14 protein-coding genes, 1 pseudogene and 1 riboswitch are annotated in these 16656 nt (G+C 76.0%); of the genes and pseudogenes, 8 read left to right on the top strand and 7 right to left on the bottom strand.

Annotated elements, in window-relative coordinates; all coding sequences use genetic code 11:
* Nucleotides 1–104 precede the first annotated feature (104 nt).
* Nucleotides 105–926 carry a class I SAM-dependent methyltransferase gene (locus ABT403_RS38475; protein WP_344166424.1) on the bottom strand — a complete coding sequence of 274 codons (822 nt, stop codon included), beginning with the start codon at nt 924–926 and terminating at the stop codon, nt 105–107.
* 179 nt (nt 927–1105) lie between these two features.
* On the opposite strand from ABT403_RS38475, the pseudogene ABT403_RS38470 reads away from it, so the two are divergent.
* From ABT403_RS38470 to ABT403_RS38455, 4 genes and pseudogenes are all read left to right on the top strand, one after another.
* A pseudogene (locus tag ABT403_RS38470) lies at nt 1106–1291 on the top strand (TIGR03086 family metal-binding protein); the annotation flags it as partial.
* A 188-nt stretch (nt 1292–1479) separates the two neighbouring features.
* Nucleotides 1480–2727, top strand: a complete 1248-nt coding sequence (locus ABT403_RS38465) for an aminotransferase class I/II-fold pyridoxal phosphate-dependent enzyme (protein WP_344166425.1) — start codon at nt 1480–1482, stop codon at nt 2725–2727.
* Nucleotides 2728–2754: 27 nt separating this feature from the next.
* Complete coding sequence (locus tag ABT403_RS38460) at nt 2755–3888, top strand: MBL fold metallo-hydrolase (protein ID WP_344166426.1); 1134 nt, start codon at nt 2755–2757, stop codon at nt 3886–3888.
* Between the two features lie 62 nt (nt 3889–3950).
* Nucleotides 3951–5360, top strand: coding sequence for an amidase (locus ABT403_RS38455; protein ID WP_344166427.1), 1410 nt, complete (start codon nt 3951–3953; stop codon nt 5358–5360).
* A 106-nt stretch (nt 5361–5466) separates the two neighbouring features.
* On the opposite strand, the gene ABT403_RS38450 is transcribed toward ABT403_RS38455, so the two are convergent.
* Genes ABT403_RS38450 through ABT403_RS38440 form a run of 3 tightly spaced genes read right to left on the bottom strand, consistent with a single transcriptional unit; the run spans nt 5467 to nt 7291 of the window.
* On the bottom strand, nt 5467–5847 hold the full coding sequence (locus ABT403_RS38450; protein ID WP_344166428.1) for a MazG-like family protein: 381 nt from the start codon (nt 5845–5847) through the stop codon (nt 5467–5469).
* 32 nt (nt 5848–5879) lie between these two features.
* Nucleotides 5880–6518, bottom strand: coding sequence for a DedA family protein (locus ABT403_RS38445; protein ID WP_344166429.1), 639 nt, complete (start codon nt 6516–6518; stop codon nt 5880–5882).
* A complete protein-coding gene (locus ABT403_RS38440; protein WP_344166430.1) occupies nt 6515–7291 on the bottom strand; it encodes an MBL fold metallo-hydrolase in 777 nt (258 codons plus the stop codon). The genes ABT403_RS38445 and ABT403_RS38440 overlap by 4 nt, the downstream gene beginning before the upstream one ends.
* A 127-nt stretch (nt 7292–7418) precedes the next feature.
* Between ABT403_RS38440 and ABT403_RS38435 the strand changes: the two genes are divergently transcribed.
* The 3 genes from ABT403_RS38435 to ABT403_RS38425 all read left to right on the top strand — a co-directional run bounded on the left by ABT403_RS38435 (nt 7419) and on the right by ABT403_RS38425 (nt 11574).
* Entirely contained in the window at nt 7419–7823 is a 405-nt protein-coding gene (locus tag ABT403_RS38435) for a hypothetical protein (RefSeq protein WP_344166431.1), read from the top strand.
* 112 nt (nt 7824–7935) lie between these two features.
* Nucleotides 7936–10056 carry a phage holin family protein gene (locus ABT403_RS38430; protein ID WP_344166432.1) on the top strand — a complete coding sequence of 707 codons (2121 nt, stop codon included), beginning with the start codon at nt 7936–7938 and terminating at the stop codon, nt 10054–10056.
* 75 nt (nt 10057–10131) lie between these two features.
* Nucleotides 10132–11574, top strand: a complete 1443-nt coding sequence (locus ABT403_RS38425; RefSeq protein WP_344166433.1) for an amino acid permease — start codon at nt 10132–10134, stop codon at nt 11572–11574.
* Between the two features lie 79 nt (nt 11575–11653).
* Here ABT403_RS38425 and ABT403_RS38420 read toward each other — a convergent pair whose 3' ends face one another.
* Together ABT403_RS38420 and ABT403_RS38415 are read right to left on the bottom strand one after the other, a co-directional pair.
* Nucleotides 11654–13234, bottom strand: a complete 1581-nt coding sequence (locus tag ABT403_RS38420; protein ID WP_344166434.1) for an RNA polymerase sigma factor — start codon at nt 13232–13234, stop codon at nt 11654–11656.
* Between the two features lie 247 nt (nt 13235–13481).
* Complete coding sequence (locus ABT403_RS38415) at nt 13482–14243, bottom strand: methyltransferase domain-containing protein (protein WP_344166435.1); 762 nt, start codon at nt 14241–14243, stop codon at nt 13482–13484.
* Between the two features lie 70 nt (nt 14244–14313).
* Nucleotides 14314–14413, top strand: a riboswitch (ZMP/ZTP riboswitch).
* A gap of 73 nt (nt 14414–14486) precedes the next feature.
* Between ABT403_RS38415 and ABT403_RS38410 the strand changes: the two genes are divergently transcribed.
* On the top strand, nt 14487–15332 hold the full coding sequence (locus ABT403_RS38410; RefSeq protein WP_344166765.1) for a bifunctional 5,10-methylenetetrahydrofolate dehydrogenase/5,10-methenyltetrahydrofolate cyclohydrolase: 846 nt from the start codon (nt 14487–14489) through the stop codon (nt 15330–15332).
* A 51-nt stretch (nt 15333–15383) separates the two neighbouring features.
* Here ABT403_RS38410 and ABT403_RS38405 read toward each other — a convergent pair whose 3' ends face one another.
* Nucleotides 15384–16595 carry a DUF6545 domain-containing protein gene (locus tag ABT403_RS38405; RefSeq protein WP_344166436.1) on the bottom strand — a complete coding sequence of 404 codons (1212 nt, stop codon included), beginning with the start codon at nt 16593–16595 and terminating at the stop codon, nt 15384–15386.
* Between the last annotated feature and the right edge of the window lie 61 nt (nt 16596–16656).

Below are 16656 nucleotides of genomic sequence, written 5' to 3'. Positions count from 1 at the left end.
GCCGGGCGCCCCCCCGGGCGCCCGGGGGGGGCGCCCCCGCGCCACGCGGCCCCCCCCCCGCCCCCCGGGGGGGGGGAGCCCCGCTTCGCGCGGCGGTTACCGCCTCACGCCCGGCACAGCAGCTCACCGTTCAGCACCGAGAACCACGCGTCGGGCGCGGCTCCCCACTCCCGCCAGGCGGCGGCGATCCCGGCCAGGTCGCCCTCCGCCGCGTGCCCCCCGCCGACGGCCGCCTTCGCGTACGAGGAGGCCGTGGTCCGGTCCGCCCACAGTCCGGACCACCAGGCCACCTCCTCCGGCGTCGCGTAGCACCAGGACGTCGCGGACGCCCGGACGTCCGTGAACCCCGCCGCCCGGGCCCACGACAGCAGCCGCCGTCCGGCGTCCGGTTCGCCGCCGTTCGCGCGGGCCACCCGGTGGTACAGGTCCAGCCACTCCTCCAGCCCCGGTGTCGCCGGGTACCAGGTCATCGCCGCGTAGTCGGCGTCGCGGACGGCCACGATCCCGCCCGGCCGGCACACCCGCCGCATCTCCCGCAGCGCCTGCACCGGGTCACCCACGTGCTGGAGCACCTGGTGGGCGTGGACCACGTCGAAGGTGTCGTCCGCGAACTCCAGGGCGTGGACGTCGGCCACCGCGAAGTCCACGGCCCCCGCCAGCCCCCGCTCGGCCGCGTACGCGCCCGCCTTGTCCAGCACGTCCCGCGCCGCGTCGACGGCGGTGACCCGCCCGCCCGGGGCGACCAGTTCCGCCAGGTCCGCGGTGATGGTGCCCGGACCGCAGCCCACGTCCAGCACCCGCATGCCCGGGCGCAGCTCCCCGATCAGATAGGCGGCCGAGTTGGCGGCGGTGCGCCAGCGGTGCGAGCGCAGGACCGACTCGTGGTGGCCGTGCGTGTAGACGGCCGTCTCGTGGGCGTCGCCCATGGCGTTCTCCTCCTCGTCGAAGTGCTGTGATCACCGTAGGCGATCAGACCGTTCTCTGAGATGTGCGTTTTGACATGTGGACACCGGCCTTGTTTCCCAAGGGGGTTGGCCGGGTCGGTGGCAGGACGGTGCGGGGGCGTGGACAGTGGGCGGCAGGGGATCGCCGAGGACGGTGAGGCGACCTCTCGCGGGCCGTCGGCGCGGACGACCGGCTGCCGGACGGGCTGGTCGAGTTCGCCCTGAAGGAGGTCATGCCGTACGCCGACGGGCTCGCCGCGAGCGGGATGTACGCCGCGCCGCTGGAGGTGCCGGCGGGGGCGGACGCGCAGACCCGGCTGCTGGCCCTGCTGGGGCGGCGCGCGTGAGGGTTCGGTGGGGCGGAAAGCGGGCATTGCGCAGGAAATAATCGTATAAAGGGCAGGTCGATCGGAGGTGGCCGTCAGGATGCGGCACCCGGCCGCCGCGCAGCGGGCAGCCGGGCCGTGGACGGTCGGCAGTGGGTAGTGGGCAGCGGGCAGCGGAAGGCGGGCACGTGGCGGGGATGGCCGAGGGGATGACGGAAGGGCCCGCCGGGGCCGGAGTCTGGCGCCTGGCGCCGGAGGGGCGGGGGCCGGTCCGGTACGGTCCCCCCGCCCCCGAACCGGGCCTCCCGGTCCTGCCGGAGCTGGAGTCCGTGCTCGCCGGGGCGGCCGGCCGGGCCGCCCCCGAGCCCCCGGGCGGCGGGGCGGGCGTACGCCGGGCCGCCTGCCGTTACTGGGCGCGGCGCGGGCTCGCCACCGAGCCGGAGGACGTCGCCGCCGGGCCCGGCGCGCCGGCCCTGCTGCTCGCCCTGCTCGGCGCGTACGGCGGCGACGTGCTGCTGCCCCGGCCCTGTCCCGCCTGGTGGACCCCGCAGGTCCGGCTGCTGGGACGGCGGGCCTATCACGTACCCACCCCGGCCGAGTGCGGCGGGGTCCCGGACCCGTACGCCCTGCTGGAGACCGTGCGCAGGGTCCGCGCCGAGGGCGGCGACCCGCGCGTGCTGCTGCTGTCGGTGGCCGACGACCCGACCGCCACCGTGCCGCCGCCCGAGATGCTGCGCGAGGCCTGCGAGGCGGCCGAGGGGGCCGGGCTGTTCGTCGTCAGCGACGAGAGCTGGCGCGACACCGTCCACCGGCCGCACGACACACTGGTGCTGAGCCCCGCCGAGATGCTGCCCGACACGGCCGCCGTGCTGGTGGACCTGTCCGGCGCCCAGCTGCCGGGCGGCTGGCCCGCCGCCGTGGCCCGCTTCCCCGCCACCCCGCGCGGCACCTGGCTGCGCGCCCGCACCCTCGACATCCTCACCGCCACCGGCGCGCTGGTGGCGGGCCCGGTCGCGGTGGCCGCCGCGCACGCCCTGGACGAGCCGGACGCCGTCGCCGGGCGGGCCTACGCGGCGGCCGCCCTGCACGGCGCGGTGGCGGCGGCCGCGCACCGGGAGCTGCTGGCCGTCGGCGCGCTCGCCCGGCCCCCGCAGGCCGGGCGCCACCTGTACGCGGACCTCACCCCGCTGCGCGCGGGCCTGGCCCGGCACGGGGTGGGCGACGCGATGGAGCTGGAGGACTGGCTCGGCGGGCGGCTGGGCTCGCCGACGCCCGGCGGGCAGCGGTTCGCGGACGAACTGGGCGCGCTGCGCGTGCGGCTGTCGACCGGCCCCCTGCTGGGAGCCACGCCGGGGGAGCGGCTCGCCGCGCTGGGTGCCCGCGACCCCCTGGAGCTGCCGCACGTCCGCGCCGCGCTCGGCCTGCTCGGCTCGGTGCTGGCCGGGCTGGCCGACTGACACCGGCGTACGAAGGGAGACCGTCAGATGAGGGACCAGCCCCACCCCCCGCAGCCGGCCGCCCCCGCCCCGCCGGCCGGCCGGGCTCCGGCGGACGTGCCCCCGCCGCAGGCCGCCCCGCCCCGTGCCCCCGCCCCGCGGCCCCTCGGGGAGGTGCGGGTGTGGCCGCGGTCGTTCGCGGACCGGCTGACCGTGCCGCTGCCCGGGGTGCGGGCCTTCGCGCGGCTGGCGCGGGAGGGGGCCCTGCGGCCCGGGCCCGAGGGGCTGCGGGGGATCCCCGACCTGCCGTACCGGCCCGCGCCACTGCCCCCCGTGGCGCCCGGCGAGACCTGCGTGACCTGGGCCGGGCACGCCTCCTGGGTGGTGCGCACCGGCGGGCTGACCGTGCTGACCGACCCCGTGTGGTCCCGGCGGATCCTCGGCACCCCGCCCCGGATGACGCCGCCCGGGGTGCGCTGGGAGGAACTGCCGCCCGTGGACGCCGTGGTGATCAGCCACAACCACTTCGACCACCTCGACGCCCCCACCCTCAAGCGCCTGCCCGGGGACACCGCCCTCTTCGTACCCGCCGGCCTCGCCCGCTGGTGCCGCCGCCGCGGCTTCCGCCGGGTGACCGAGCTCGACTGGTGGGAGTCCGCCGAACTGGGCGGCGTACGCTTCGACTTCGTCCCCGCCCACCACTGGTCCCGGCGCTCCCTGCTGGACACCTGCCGCACCCTGTGGGGCGGCTGGGTGCTCACCGACCGGGCCGGCGGCGGGAACACGGTCTACTTCGCCGGGGACACCGGCTACGGGCACTGGTTCCGCGAGATCGGCCACCGCCACCCCGGCATCGGCCTCGCGCTCCTGCCCGTCGGCGCCTACGCCCCGCGCTGGTGGCTGCGCGACGTGCACACCGACCCGGAGGAGGCCGTACGGGCCTGCCTCGACCTCGGGGCCCGCCGGATGGCCCCCATGCACTGGGGCGCCTTCGTCCTCTCCGCCGAACCGGTCATGGAGCCCCTGCACCGGGTCCGGGCCGCCTGGGCCCGTGCGGGGCTGCCCCGCGAGGACCTCTGGGACCTGCCCGTCGGGGCCTCCCGCACCCTCGGTGCGGACGCCGGCACCGGCGGGGAAACCGGGACGCCCGGGCGGCTCGCGGCTGACATGCCCCTGTCGTAGATCGTCCGGCCTGGCATACCGTGCCCCCACGGAACACCCCGCGGAGGAAGGCACGTACGCACGTGGACGACGGTGAACTGCTGTTCCTGGGCGCGGCCCGGCAGGCGGAGCTGGTACGGACGGGGAAGGTGACCGCGCGCGGACTCGCCGAGGCCTCGCTGCGCCGGATCGGGGCGCTCGACCGGCACCTGGGCGCGTTCCGGGTGGTGCGCGCCCGCGAGGCGGTCCTCGCCGAGGCCGACGCCCGCGACGCCGCCCGGGCGGCGGGGACGGACCTGCCGCTGCTGGGCGTGCCCGTCGCGGTCAAGGACGAACTGGACGTGGCCGGGGAGGTCACGGGCTTCGGCGGCGCCGCCAACCACACCCCGGCCGCCCGCGACGGCGAGGCGGTACGGCGGCTGCGGGCGGCCGGGGCCGTCGTCGTCGGCAAGACCGTGATGCCGGAGTTCGGGCAGTGGCCGTTCACCGAGTCCGCCGCCCACGGCAGCGCCCGCAACCCCTGGGACACCTCCCGCACCACCGGCGGATCCAGCGGCGGCAGCGCCGCGGCCGTCGCGGCCGGCCTCGTGGGCGCCGCGCTCGGCGGTGACGGCGGCGGCTCGATCCGCATCCCCGCCGCCTGCTGCGGCCTCTTCGGCCTCAAACCGCAGCGCGGCCGCGTCCCCACCGCCCCGCAGCCCCACCTCTGGTACGCCCTCGGCACCATCGGCCCGCTCACCCGGACCGTGCTGGACAGCGCCCTGCTCTACGACGTCCTCAGCGGCCCCTCCGGCAGCGACCGCTGGGCCGCCCGCCCCGCCGCCACCGGCTTCGTCCGGGCGGCGTCCACCGCGCCGGGCCGGCTCCGGATCGCCTGGTCGGCCAGGCCGGCGGTGCCCGGGGTGCGCCCCCACCCCGAGCACGTGGCCGCCCTGCGGCGGACGGCGGGGCTCCTGAGCGAACTCGGGCACGACGTACGGGAGGTGTCCCCGCGCTACCCCGACGCCACGGCCGCGTTCCTGCCCCAGTTCTGCGGGGGCGTCCGCGCGGAGGCGGCGACCGTGGAACGGCCCGATCTCCTGGAGCGCCGCACCCGGCAGACCCTGCGGCTCGCCCGGCTGGCCCCGGAGGCCGCCGTCGAACGGGCCGTGCGGGCGGGGGAGCGACTGGCGGTACGGGCCGAGCGGGTCTTCGCCGGGGCGGACCTGCTGCTCACCCCGACGCTCGCGCACCGGCCGCGACGGGTCGGGGCGCTGGACGGGGTGGGGCTGGCGGGGGCGCTGCTGCGGTCGCGCCCGATGATCGCGTACACCGCGCTGTGGAACGTGACGGGGCAGCCCGCCGCGTCGGTGCCCGCGGGGTTCGGGACGGACGGGCTGCCGGTCGCCGTCCAGCTGGTGGCGCGGCCGCACGAGGAGACGACCCTGCTGAGCGTGGCCGCCCAACTGGAATCCGCCCGCCCGTGGGCCCACCGGGTCCCGCCCCTGCCCTGACGCCGCCCGGCGGGCGCGCGGCGCCCGTACCGGGGCGGGGGCGGAGCCCCCGGGAACGGTGGAAGGGCGGGGGCGGGGAGGCGGACCCGCGCGGCGGCCCCGGGCGTCAGGCCCCCTCGCCCGCGGCGGATCCGGGGAGGAAGCGCCCCGCCTTCAGGGCGAGTTGGCTCGCGAAGTACTCCGCCGCGTCCGGCCGCATCCGCGCCAGCGCCACCATCCCCGTGATGATCACATCGCACACCTCGTCATGCACGTCGTCCCACTCGTGCGAGCGCCCCTTGCGCGGATTCGTCCCGGTCGCCCCGATCACCGCCTGCGCGGCCTCGCCGAACTCCTCGCCGATCTTCAGCACTTGCAGGACGTGGCTCTGCGGCGGCACCACCCCCAGCTCGGCCGAGGCGGCGTCGAAGCGGGCGGCCAGGGCGCGGACCGTCTCCCAGGCCGCGCCGTCCAACGGCGCGCCCGCGCCGTGGAGTTCCTCCGTCATCAGTGACCCCTTCCGTCCCGGATCCAAGGAGGCTACCGGTCGTTCCCCCGCGCCCGCCGCCACACCGCCGGCCCCGCACTGATCAGCACCGTCAGCGCCACCGCCACGGCCACCCCCTTCCACGGTTCCGAGAACAGCGAGCCGCCCAGGATCCCGATCAGCCCGTACGTCGCCGCCCAGGCGAGGCAGGCGGGCGCGTCCCCCCGGGCGAACCGCCGCAGCGGCAGCCCGCCCAGCAGACAGGCCAGCATCACCGGGATCCGGCCCGCCGGAACCAGCCGCGACAGCACCAGGACCAGCACCCCGTGCTCCTCCAGCCCCACCCGCGCCCGCTCCAGCCGCTCCGGCGCGGCCCGCCCGCGCAGGGACTCCAGCCACCGGGAGCCGCCGCGCGAGCGCACCCCGCGCTGCCCGAGCCAGTACAGGGCGAGGTCCCCCGCGAACGCCGCCAGCGCCGCCACCCCGAACACCGGCAGCACCCCGAAGGGCAGCGACCGCTGGTGGAAGGCCACCACCGCCGCCGAACTGACCAGCGCCCCCGTGGGGATCACCGGCACCAGCGCCCCCAGCGCGACCAGGACGAACAGCGCCGGGTAGCCCACCGCCCGCTGGGTCGTCTCCGGCGGCACCCGCCCGACCACCTCCGCGGCCCCCTGCCACCACCCCGTCACGGCAGCACCACCCGCTCCCCGTGCGCCGGGACCCGTACCGTCACCTCCGGCGCGAGCACCCCCGCCAGCCGGGCGAACTCCTCGCCCGGCGCGTGGAACTCGTGCGGCCGCACCGCGTCCATGCCGATCGGCCAGTACGTCCCGTAGTGCACCGGAACCGCCGCCGGCGGCGCCAGCCGCGCCAGGGCCCGTGCCGCGCCCTCCGGATCCAGGTGGCCCGGCCCCAGGTACGGCCCCCAGCCGCCCACCGGCAGCAGGGCCACGTCCACCGGCCCCGTCTCCTCGGCCATCGTGTCGAAGAGCCCGGTGTCCCCGGCGAAGTACGTCCGCGCCGCGCCCTCGACCACGTACCCCAGCGCCCGCACCCGACGCGGCCCGAACGGCACCCGCCGCCCGTCGTGCCGGGCGCTCACCGCCCGCACCCGCACGCCCGCGCGCACCCCGACCTCCTCGCCCGGGACCACCTCCGTCACCACCAGAGCCCGGGCCGCCGCCAGCCGTGCCAGCCCCGGCACCGCGCGCCGCGCCCCGCGCGGCACCACGAGCCGCGTGCCGGGCGCCAGCCGGGCCAGGGACGGCAGGTGCAGGTGGTCGGAGTGCAGGTGCGACACCAGCACCACGTCCGCCTCGGCGGCCTCCGGCGGGGGCACCGCCCCGCGACGGCGCCGCAGGTGCGCGAACCGCCGGACGAACAGCGGATCCGTCAGCACCCGCACCCCCGAGTCCCGCACCGTACAGGTGGCGTGCCCCCACCAGGTGATCTCGACCGGCACCCCCGCCGCCCCCTTCCCTCGACCCGCCGACCCGTCGACCCTAGGCCTTCCCCCGCCGGGCCGCCCGGAAGCGGAACTCCGCGGCACCCCTCCTCCCCGGGCCCGGATCGGAGTAGGGTCGGGCGCCATGGATGCGTTGCGCGTGGCCGCGATCACCAGCCTGGCCCCGCTGGAGGAACTCGACGCCGACCCCTTCGCCGTGGACACCCGGAGCCAGCACGCGATGTGCGCGCGCTGGGCCGCAGCCCAGGGCTACGTGGTCACCCGGCAGCTGCTCTTCTACGGGCTGCGGGCCGACCACTGCGGGCTCTGGAGCGACGTGGACGCCGGCCGGATCGACCTGTTCGTCGCGCCCAGCCGCCGGGTCCTGGCCCGAGCGCTGTGCTCCGTCGAGGAGTTCACCGCCGAGTGCGCCCGGCGCGGAGTCCGCCTGGAGACCGCCGGGCTCGAGGAGCCGCGCTACACCTCCGCCATGAAGGCCGAGGTGCACCGCAGGCTGTCCATGCCGACGGCGGGCTACGACGGCACCTGAGAGCCCCCGCCCCGGTGCGCCATCCGTGCGGACCCCCCTGACGCGCCGCCCTGTGCGACGCTGGCGGGGGGACCGCGGACGCACGTCCGGGGGAGACGCGAGGCGGTGGGCCGTGGGGCGGTGGCGGGTCGCGGGCGGGGCACTGGTGCGGGTGCTCCTCGTGTGGGCGGCGTCCACGCTGACCCTGCTCGTACTCGCGGCGCTCCTGCCCGACTTCCGCCTGGAGTCCGCCGACGGCGACAGCGTCACCCGGGTCGGGCTGACCGCCGCCTGGGGCGCCGGGGCCTTCGGCCTGCTGACCGCCCTCGTCTGGCCGGTCGTCGTACGGGCCCTGCTGCTGGTCCCCGCCCTGGTGCTCGGGCTGCTCGTCTTCTTCCTCAACGGCTCCCTCCTGCTGATGGCCCTCAGCCTGATCCCCGAGGAGCGCGGCGCCGCCGCCGCGCCCGAGACGGCGGTGGTCGTCGCCGCCGCCATGTCCGCCGTCGCCTCGGCCACCTCCACCGCCCTCGCCGTACGCGACGACGACGCCTACCGGCGCCGGCTGCGCCGGCTCGCCGCCCGGCGCCGCCACCGCCGCGCACCACCCCCGGGCGGCGGCCCCGGGCTGGTCTTCCTCCAGCTCGACGGGGTCGGCCACCGGGTGCTGCGCCGGGCGGTGGCCGACGGGCTGATGCCGACCGTGGCCGGCTGGCTGGAGCACGGCCACCGGGTCATGCCCTGGCGCACCGACTGGTCCAGCCAGACCGGCGCCAGCCAGCTCGGCATCCTGCACGGTTCCACCTTCGACGTGCCGGCCTTCCGCTGGTACGAGAAGGACACCGGCGAGGTGATGGTCTGCAACCGGCCCACCAGCGCGGCCGAGCTCCAGCGCCGCGCCCAGACGCGCACCCGGGACGGCGGGCTGCTCACCCTCGACGGGGCCAGCCGCGGCAACCTGTTCAGCGGGGGCGCCGACCAGCTGGCCCTGGTCCTCTCGGTCGCGGCCCGGCGCGGCCGCGCCAACCGCTCCCGCGCGGGCTACTTCGCGTACTTCTCCGACCCGGCCAACGCCGTCCGCACCGCCCTGTCCTTCGTCGCCGAGGCGGCCCGGGAGGTCGGCCAGTCGCTGCGCGCGCGGCTGCGCGACGAGCACCCCCGGGTGGCGCGCGGCGGTCTGTACCCGCTGATCAGGGCCTTCGCCACGGTCGTCGAGCGGGACGTGGTGGTGTCGGCGGTGATCGGGGACCTGCTCGCGGGCCGGGCGGCGGTCTACGCGGACCTGGTGGCCTACGACGAGGTCGCCCACCACTCCGGCCCGCACGGCCGCGACACCGACCGGGTGCTCGCCCGGCTCGACCGGAGCATCGCGCTGATCGCCCGGGTCGCCGAGCACGCGCCGCGCGAGTACCGCTTCGTCCTGTTGTCGGACCACGGCCAGAGCCCGGGGGAGACCTTCCTCGGCCGCTACGGGCTCAGCCTGGAGGACCTCGTCCGGGCGGGCTGCGGGCTGCCGGTGCCCCGCCGGGCCGGCCGCACCCGCAGCGGGGCCGAGGCCCGGGCGGCGGTCCTGGCCGCCCTCCACCGGCCGGTCGAGGAGGACGGGGAGGAGGCCCATCCCCCGCCGGGCCCGGACCCGGTGGTGCTGGCCTCCGGGAACCTCGGGCTGATCTCCTTCCCCCGCCTGCCCGGCCGTGCCACCCGCCGCCGGATCGAGCGGACCCACCCCGGCCTGCTGGCCACCCTGGCCGGCCATCCGGGGGTGGGCTTCCTGCTGGTCGACGGGGAGGTACTGGGCCCGGGCGGCGCCTCGGCGCGGCTCGACGTGCCCGGGGCGGCGGAGGAACTCCTGGCCGCCTTCGGGCCGGGAGCGGCGGACGCGGTCCGCCGGACGGACTCCTTCCCGCACGTGGCCGACGTCATGGTCAACTCCGCGTACGACCCCCGCACCGGGACCGTGCACGCCTTCGAGGAGCAGATCGGCTCGCACGGGGGCCTGGGCGGGGAGCAGGGGAACCCGTTCCTGATGTGGCCGGCGGACCTCTCGGAGCCGGACCCGGAGCTGGTGGGGGCGGAGGCCGTGCACGAGGTGCTGCGCCGCTGGCTGCGCGAGTCCGACGGCCCCCAGATCCCCCTCCCGGCCCGGCCGGACGATCACCGGCCGTACGATCACGGGCGGGAGGATCAGCGGCCGGAGGGCGCATCCGACGGAACCCTTCCGTCCGCAGCGGGTGCGGCGCCGGACGAAACCCGGTGATTTGGCGCGGACTTCCCGGTGGTCAACCATGTGTTCACCTGCCCACCATGTGAGACATTCCGAGGCGCACCACCGATGACCAGCACCGCAGCCCCGCCCGCCGAGCAGAGCACCGCCCCCGGGGCCGCCCGGACCGAAACGCCGGTCACGCCCGGACAGGCGCCCGCCCCCGCCGACCGCCACGCCCGCCGCTTCGGCCTCCCGGTCGCGATCTGCCTCGTCATGGGCAACGTCATCGGCGGCGGGATCTTCCTGCTCCCGGCCTCGGTCGCGCCCTTCGGCACCATCAGCCTCCTGGCCTTCGCCGTCCTGACCCTCGGGGCGATCGCCCTCGCCCTGGTCTTCGGCCGCCTCGCCCGGCGCCACCCGCAGACCGGCGGCCCCTACGTCTACGTACGCGCCGCCTTCGGCGACTTCGCGGGCTTCCTCGCGGCGTACAGCTACTGGATGACCGCCTGGGTCTCCAACGCCGCCCTCGCGGTGGCGTCCGTCGGCTACCTCGCGGTGCTCTTCCCGGCGGTGGGGGAGCACAAGTGGTCGATGTGCCTGGCCGCCCTCGCAGTCCAGTGGCTGCCGGCCCTCTCCAACCTGGCCGGCACCCGCTACGTGGGCGTGGTCCAGGTGGTCGCGACCGTCCTGAAGCTGGTCCCGCTGCTGCTCGTCGCCGTCGGCGGGCTGTTCTTCTTCGACCCGGCCAACCTCGGCCCGTTCCAGGCCACCGGCCAGAGCCCGGTCGGGGCGGTCTCCGCGTCCGCCGCGATCCTGCTCTTCAGCTACATCGGCGTCGAGTCCGCCGCCGTCAGCGCGGGCGAGGTCCGCGACCCCGCCCGCAACGTCGGCCGGGCCACCGTCCTCGGCACCCTCGGCGCCGCCGTCGTCTACCTGCTCGGCACCCTCTCCGTCTTCGGCCTGGTCGCCCACGACAAGCTGGTCACCTCCCAGGCGCCCTTCGCCGACGCCGTGGACACCATGCTTTCCGCCGGGGGAGGGGCCGGCGCGACCTGGGGCGGCACCCTGGTCGCCGCCGCGGCCGTGATCTCGATGGTCGGCGCCCTCAACGGCTGGACGCTGCTCGGCGCGCAGACCCCGTACGCGGCCGCCAAGGACGGGCTCTTCCCGAAGGTCTTCGAGAAGAAGCGGCGCGGGGTCCCGGTGGCCGGCGTCCTCGTCACGGCCGCGCTGGCCTCCGCCCTGACCGTCTACAACTACACGGCGGGCTCCGCGGCCGTCTTCGAGGCGCTGGTGCTGATCACCACCTTCACCGCGACCGTCCCCTACCTGCTCTCCACCGCGGCCCAGCTGTACTTCCTGGCCTCGGGCCGGCCGGAGCGGGTCCGGCGCGGACAGCTGGTCCGGGACGGCGTCCTCGCCGGCGTGGCCTTCGCCTTCTCGATGTGGCTGGTCGCCGGTTCCGGGTACGCGGCCGTCTACCAGGGCGTGCTGTTCCTCTTCGCGGGCGTCCTGGTCTACGCCCTGATGTCCGCCCGCAAGGCCCGCCACGCCCGCACGGCCGCCTGACCGGCACCGCCCACGACGCGGAAAACGCGGAGGCCCGCGCCGAACGGCGCGGGCCTCCGCTTTCGTGCGTCCCCGGGGATCAGTCCAGGTAGTCGCGCAGCACCTGGGAGCGCGACGGGTGGCGCAGCTTCGACATCGTCTTGGACTCGATCTGGCGGATGCGCTCACGGGTCACCCCGTACACGCGGCCGATCTCGTCCAGCGTCTTCGGCTGGCCGTCGTTGAGGCCGTAGCGCATGGAGACCACGCCCGCCTCGCGCTCGGAGAGCGTGCCCAGGATCGACTGGAGCTGCTCCTGGAGGAAGGTGAAGGACACCGCGTCCGCGGGCACGACCGCCTCGGAGTCCTCGATGAGGTCACCGAACTCGCTGTCGCCCTCCTCACCCAGGGGGGTGTGCAGGGAGATCGGCTCGCGGCCGTACTTCTGGACCTCGATGACCTTCTCCGGGGTCATGTCGAGTTCCTTGCCCAGCTCCTCCGGGGTGGGCTCGCGGCCCAGGTCCTGGAGCATCTGGCGCTGCACGCGGGCGAGCTTGTTGATGATCTCGACCATGTGCACGGGGATGCGGATGGTGCGCGACTGGTCGGCCATGGCACGCGTGATCGCCTGCCGGATCCACCAGGTCGCGTACGTGGAGAACTTGAAGCCCTTGGTGTAGTCGAACTTCTCCACGGCGCGGATCAGGCCGACGTTGCCCTCCTGGATCAGGTCCAGGAAGAGCATGCCGCGGCCGGTGTAGCGCTTGGCCAGGGAGACCACGAGGCGGAGGTTGGCCTCCAGCAGGTGGTTCTTGGCACGGCGGCCGTCCTCGACGAGGATCTCCAGCTCGCGCTTGAACGCGGGCTTGTGGTCCTCCTCCTCTTCGAGCTTGTACTCGGAGAAGAGACCCGCCTCGATGCGCTTGGCGAGCTCGACCTCCTGCTCGGCGTTGAGCAGCGGCACCTTTCCGATGAGCTTGAGGTAGTCCTTGACCGGGTCGGCGGTGGCGCCGGCCACCATGACGGTCTGCGCCGGGGCGTCGTCCTCGTCCTCGTCGGACAGCACGAAGCCCTGGCCGCCGGCCTTGGGGGCCTCTTCCTCGGTCTCGTCGGCGAGGTCCTCGACCGCCCAGTCCTCGCCCTCGACGACCGGGTTCTCGGCGTCGTCGGCGTCCTTGGCGGTGGTCTTCTTCGCGGCGGTCTTCTTGGTGGCCGTGGCCTTCTTGGCCGCGGTCTTCTTGACCGTGCGCTTCTTGGGCTCGGCGGCGGCCTCGGCCGACACCTCCTCCGCGGCGGCGGCCGACGGAGCGGATATCGCCGCGGCGGTGGCCGGGGCGGCGGCGGCCGAGGCCTTGCGCGCGCCGATGGGGCGCGGCGCGGCGGCCGCCTTCTTCGTCACGGTGCGGGCCGGGGCGGCGGCTGCCTTGCGGGGCTTCTTGGCAGCGGCCTTCGTGGCGGGGGCGGCGCTGACGTGGAGGGCGACACCCTCCTCGTCCAGGACCTGGTTCAGGCTGCGCAGGACCCGCTTCCACTGGTCCACCGGGATGCGGCCGGCCTCGAAGGCCCGGCGCACATCGTCACCGTTGATGTGACCCTGCTCGCGGCCGCGCTCGACGAGCGCGACGAGGGCCTCCGATTCGGCGATCTCCGGAGGGAACGTACGGGACGGGCTGAGCGACACAAGGAGCCTCTCGTTGCGAACAGATAGGGGGTGGGCGGGAATCATCGCGCGGACTCGGGAAACAGTCCCCAGGGGGGCTGTATTCCGGGGCCGCGCGAGGACACCTGTCGGTTCATCGCCTGCCCGAGTCGATTCGTTACGCGCTGAATTGAGTGACCTGCGCCACGCTGTGTCCGGGCAACCGATCCCGCGCGGTCGCGTCCGCGCCGGACCGGTGCCGGATTCGCCTCGTACGCACGCCCCCGCATCAGCCCGGTTTGCGGGCCTCGATGAGGAACCGGGCGGTGTGCGCGACGAACGGGCCGTCGCGCTCGATCCGTTCGTGGAGCTCGCGCAGCCGGTCCCGGTACCGCCCGACCGTGAAGCCCGGCACCATCCAGATCACCTTCCTCAAGAAGTAGATCACGGCTCCGATGTCGTGGAACTCCGTACGCAGCCGCTCGGAGCGCAGGTCGACCACCTCCAGGCCCGCCTTCCCGGCGTCGGCCGCGGCGTCGTCGGGGTGCCGGGAGCGCCGGACCTCCTCCGGCTGCGGGCCGAGGAAGTACTCGACGAGCTCGAAGACGCTCGCCGGGCCGACCTGCTGCGAGAAGTACGTGCCGCCCGGGGTCAGCACCCGGGCGATCTCCTCCCACCAGATGGTCACCGGGTGCCGGCTGGCCACCAGCTCGAAGGCGTTGTCGCCGAAGGGCAGCGGCGGCTCGTCGGCGTCGGCGACCACCACGGCGCCCAGCGGGTGCAGCAGCCGGGTCGCCTTCTCGATGTTCGGCGGCCAGGACTCGGTGGCCGCCGTCAGCGGCGGCAGCGGGCCGGCCCCCGCCAGGACCTCGCCGCCGCCGGTCTGGACGTCCAGCGCGGAGCGGACCCGGGCCAGGCGCTCGCCCAGCAGCCGCTGGTACCCCCAGGAGGGGCGCTGCTCGGTGGCCCGGCCGTCGAGCCAGGAGAAGTCCCAGCCGTCCACCGAGACGGATTCCGCCTCGGCGACGAGATGGTCGAAAGTGCGCGTCATGTCTCGATCGTCCCAGCCCGGGCGCCGGTCATCCACCGGATAACCGGGCCGGACGGGTCGACTACAGTGGGAGCAGGGCCGTGACTGGCGTTCGGGTGGATCACCACCGGGGAGCGGCCCGGCGTACGCACCTCCCCGTACGCCGTCTGCCGCGCGCCTGGGCGATCCGCGATCCGTGATCCGCAGCGACGTTCAGGAGACCCCGTGACGACTGCCCCCACCGCCACCGGCACCGCCCAGCTCATGGACGGCACCGCCCTCGCCCGCCGCATCTCCGAGGAGACCGCCTCCCTCGCGGCGAAGATCACCGAGCGCACCGGCACCGCGCCCTGCCTGGCCACCGTCCTGGTCGGCGAGGACCCCGCATCCGTCACGTACGTGCGCATGAAGCAGAACCGTTGCGCCAAGGCCGGCATCACCTCCCGCCACGTGGCCCTGCCGGCCGGGACCACCACGGAGGAGCTCGTCGCCACGATCACGGCCCTCTCCGAGGACCCCGAGATCAGCGGCATCCTGCTCCAGCACCCGGTCCCGCACCACATCGACGAGCGGGCCGCCTTCGAGGCCATCGCCCCCGGCAAGGACGTCGACGGGGTCACCATGCACTCCTTCGCCGCCATGGGCTTCGGCCTGCCCGGCTTCGTCTCCTGCACCCCCGGCGGCATCATGCGCCTGCTCGCCGCGTACGAGGTGGACCTCACCGGCAAGCACGCCGTGGTGGTCGGCCGCAGTGCGATCCTGGGCAAGCCCGCCGGGATGCTGCTGCTGGAGCAGAACGCCACCGTCACCTACTGCCACTCCCGCACCAAGGACCTCTCCTCGATCGTCCGCCAGGCGGACGTGCTGGTCGCCGCCGTCGGGAAGGCCGAGTTCATCCGGGGCGAGGACATCAAGGAGGGCGCCGTCGTCCTGGACGCCGGCTACAACGAGGGCAACGTCGGCGACGTCCACTTCGAGTCGGCCGCGGCCCGCGCCTCGCTGATCACCCCGGTGCCCGGCGGCGTCGGCCCGATGACCATCGCGGTCCTGCTGGAGCAGACCGTCCACGCCGCGGCCGCCCAGGCCGGCCTGGACCTCGCGGACCTCTGACCCCTCCGCGTACGGCGAGCGTCCGGACCCGTACGGCGAGCGCCCCGGAGCCTAAGGCCCGGGGCGCCCGCCGCTTCCCGGGTCCGCTGCGAGGGTCCCCCGGCGGGCGGCCGCCACGACGGGGGAGGTGCGGAACGCGCGCGCGAGGGCGGCCAGCGGCCGGCTGCCCAGCGGGTCCGCGGCGGCCGGATCGGCCGGACCCACCCCGGCCCCGCCCGCCCGCTCGGCGGCCGCCCGGCCCCGGCAGGCGGCGGCGAGCATCGCCGCGTCCGCCACCACCGCCGCCTCGGCCGCGTCCAGCCCCTGGAGCCGCGCCGCCCCCAGAGCCGCCCGGCGCACGGCCGGATCGCACCAGCTGGCCAGGGCCAGCAGCCCGTCGGCGATCACCGACTCGCGGTGCACCAGCCGGATCCCCGGCGGAGACCACCAGGTCAGCGGCACCGTCGTCACACTGCGGGACGCGAACCCGCGCAGCGCCTTCCACAGCGGCCGCAGCCGCCGGTACTGGCTCAGGTCCCGCCAGACCGGGGACCCGCCGACCACCGGCACCACGAACCCGCACCCCACCATCAGCGCCGCCGCCGACGCCAGCGGCGGGGCCACGTACGTGGACAGGCCGTCCCAGTCGCGGCCCGCCCAGCGGGCACCGACGGCCGCCCACTTCGCGACGAGGTACCCGAGGTCCAGCACCCCGCCGAGCATGATCAGTGCCAGCCCCGTGCGCAGCGGCCGCAGCGCCGGGTCCACGCGCAGCATCCACTTCAGCGACAGCACGCTCAGCGCGGTGCTGCCGACCGTGTGCGCCAGCAGGTAGCAGACGATCATCTCGCGCAGCCAGGGCGTGTTCGCGTAGTACGTGTCCAGGTCCCGCAGCCGCTCCACCGGCGCGTCCCCGACCGCGAACAGCACCGCGATCGCCGCGGTCACCGCGGCGAAGGCCCCCACCGTCAGCAGGGTCGCCCGCCGCAGGCTCGCCGCCGGACCCCCCGACCAGTGCAGGATCAGCACCACCGAGGCCCCCGAGAAGGCGGTCAGGACGCCGTACACGAGCGGGGCGGCGAAGTTGGCGACGCCGGTGATCTCGTTGACCGCCGCCAGCGAGGGCGGCGCCGCCAGGAACGTCAGCAGGCAGCCCACCCCCAGCAGCGCGCACACGGCCCGGATGATCGGCTGGTCCCAGCTCCGGCGCATGGCCGGTGCCTTGATCAGCAGGGCCAGCGCCATCACGGAGCCGGCCAGGTACAGGATCAGGCCGTACCTCACAGGGAGAGGCCGGCGGGCCCCGCGCCCCGGGCGCGGCCGTCGGCCCCGGCCCGGCGGCCGG

Source organism: Streptomyces sp. NPDC000075 (genome assembly GCF_040301925.1).
Lineage (GTDB): Bacteria > Actinomycetota > Actinomycetes > Streptomycetales > Streptomycetaceae > Streptomyces > Streptomyces polychromogenes.
This window is presented reverse-complemented; position numbering and strand designations above follow the sequence as displayed.

Excerpts from the sequence above, each read along its gene's own strand:
- ABT403_RS38475 (WP_344166424.1), bottom strand. The coding sequence starts at position 926 with ATGGGCGACGCCCACGAGACGGCCGTCTACACGCACGGCCACCACGAG.
- ABT403_RS38465 (WP_344166425.1), top strand. The coding sequence starts at position 1,480 with ATGACGGAAGGGCCCGCCGGGGCCGGAGTCTGGCGCCTGGCGCCGGAG.
- ABT403_RS38460 (WP_344166426.1), top strand. The coding sequence starts at position 2,755 with ATGAGGGACCAGCCCCACCCCCCGCAGCCGGCCGCCCCCGCCCCGCCG.
- ABT403_RS38450 (WP_344166428.1), bottom strand. The coding sequence starts at position 5,847 with ATGACGGAGGAACTCCACGGCGCGGGCGCGCCGTTGGACGGCGCGGCC.
- ABT403_RS38435 (WP_344166431.1), top strand. The coding sequence starts at position 7,419 with ATGGATGCGTTGCGCGTGGCCGCGATCACCAGCCTGGCCCCGCTGGAG.
- ABT403_RS38425 (WP_344166433.1), top strand. The coding sequence starts at position 10,132 with ATGACCAGCACCGCAGCCCCGCCCGCCGAGCAGAGCACCGCCCCCGGG.
- ABT403_RS38415 (WP_344166435.1), bottom strand. The coding sequence starts at position 14,243 with ATGACGCGCACTTTCGACCATCTCGTCGCCGAGGCGGAATCCGTCTCG.
- ABT403_RS38410 (WP_344166765.1), top strand. The coding sequence starts at position 14,487 with ATGGACGGCACCGCCCTCGCCCGCCGCATCTCCGAGGAGACCGCCTCC.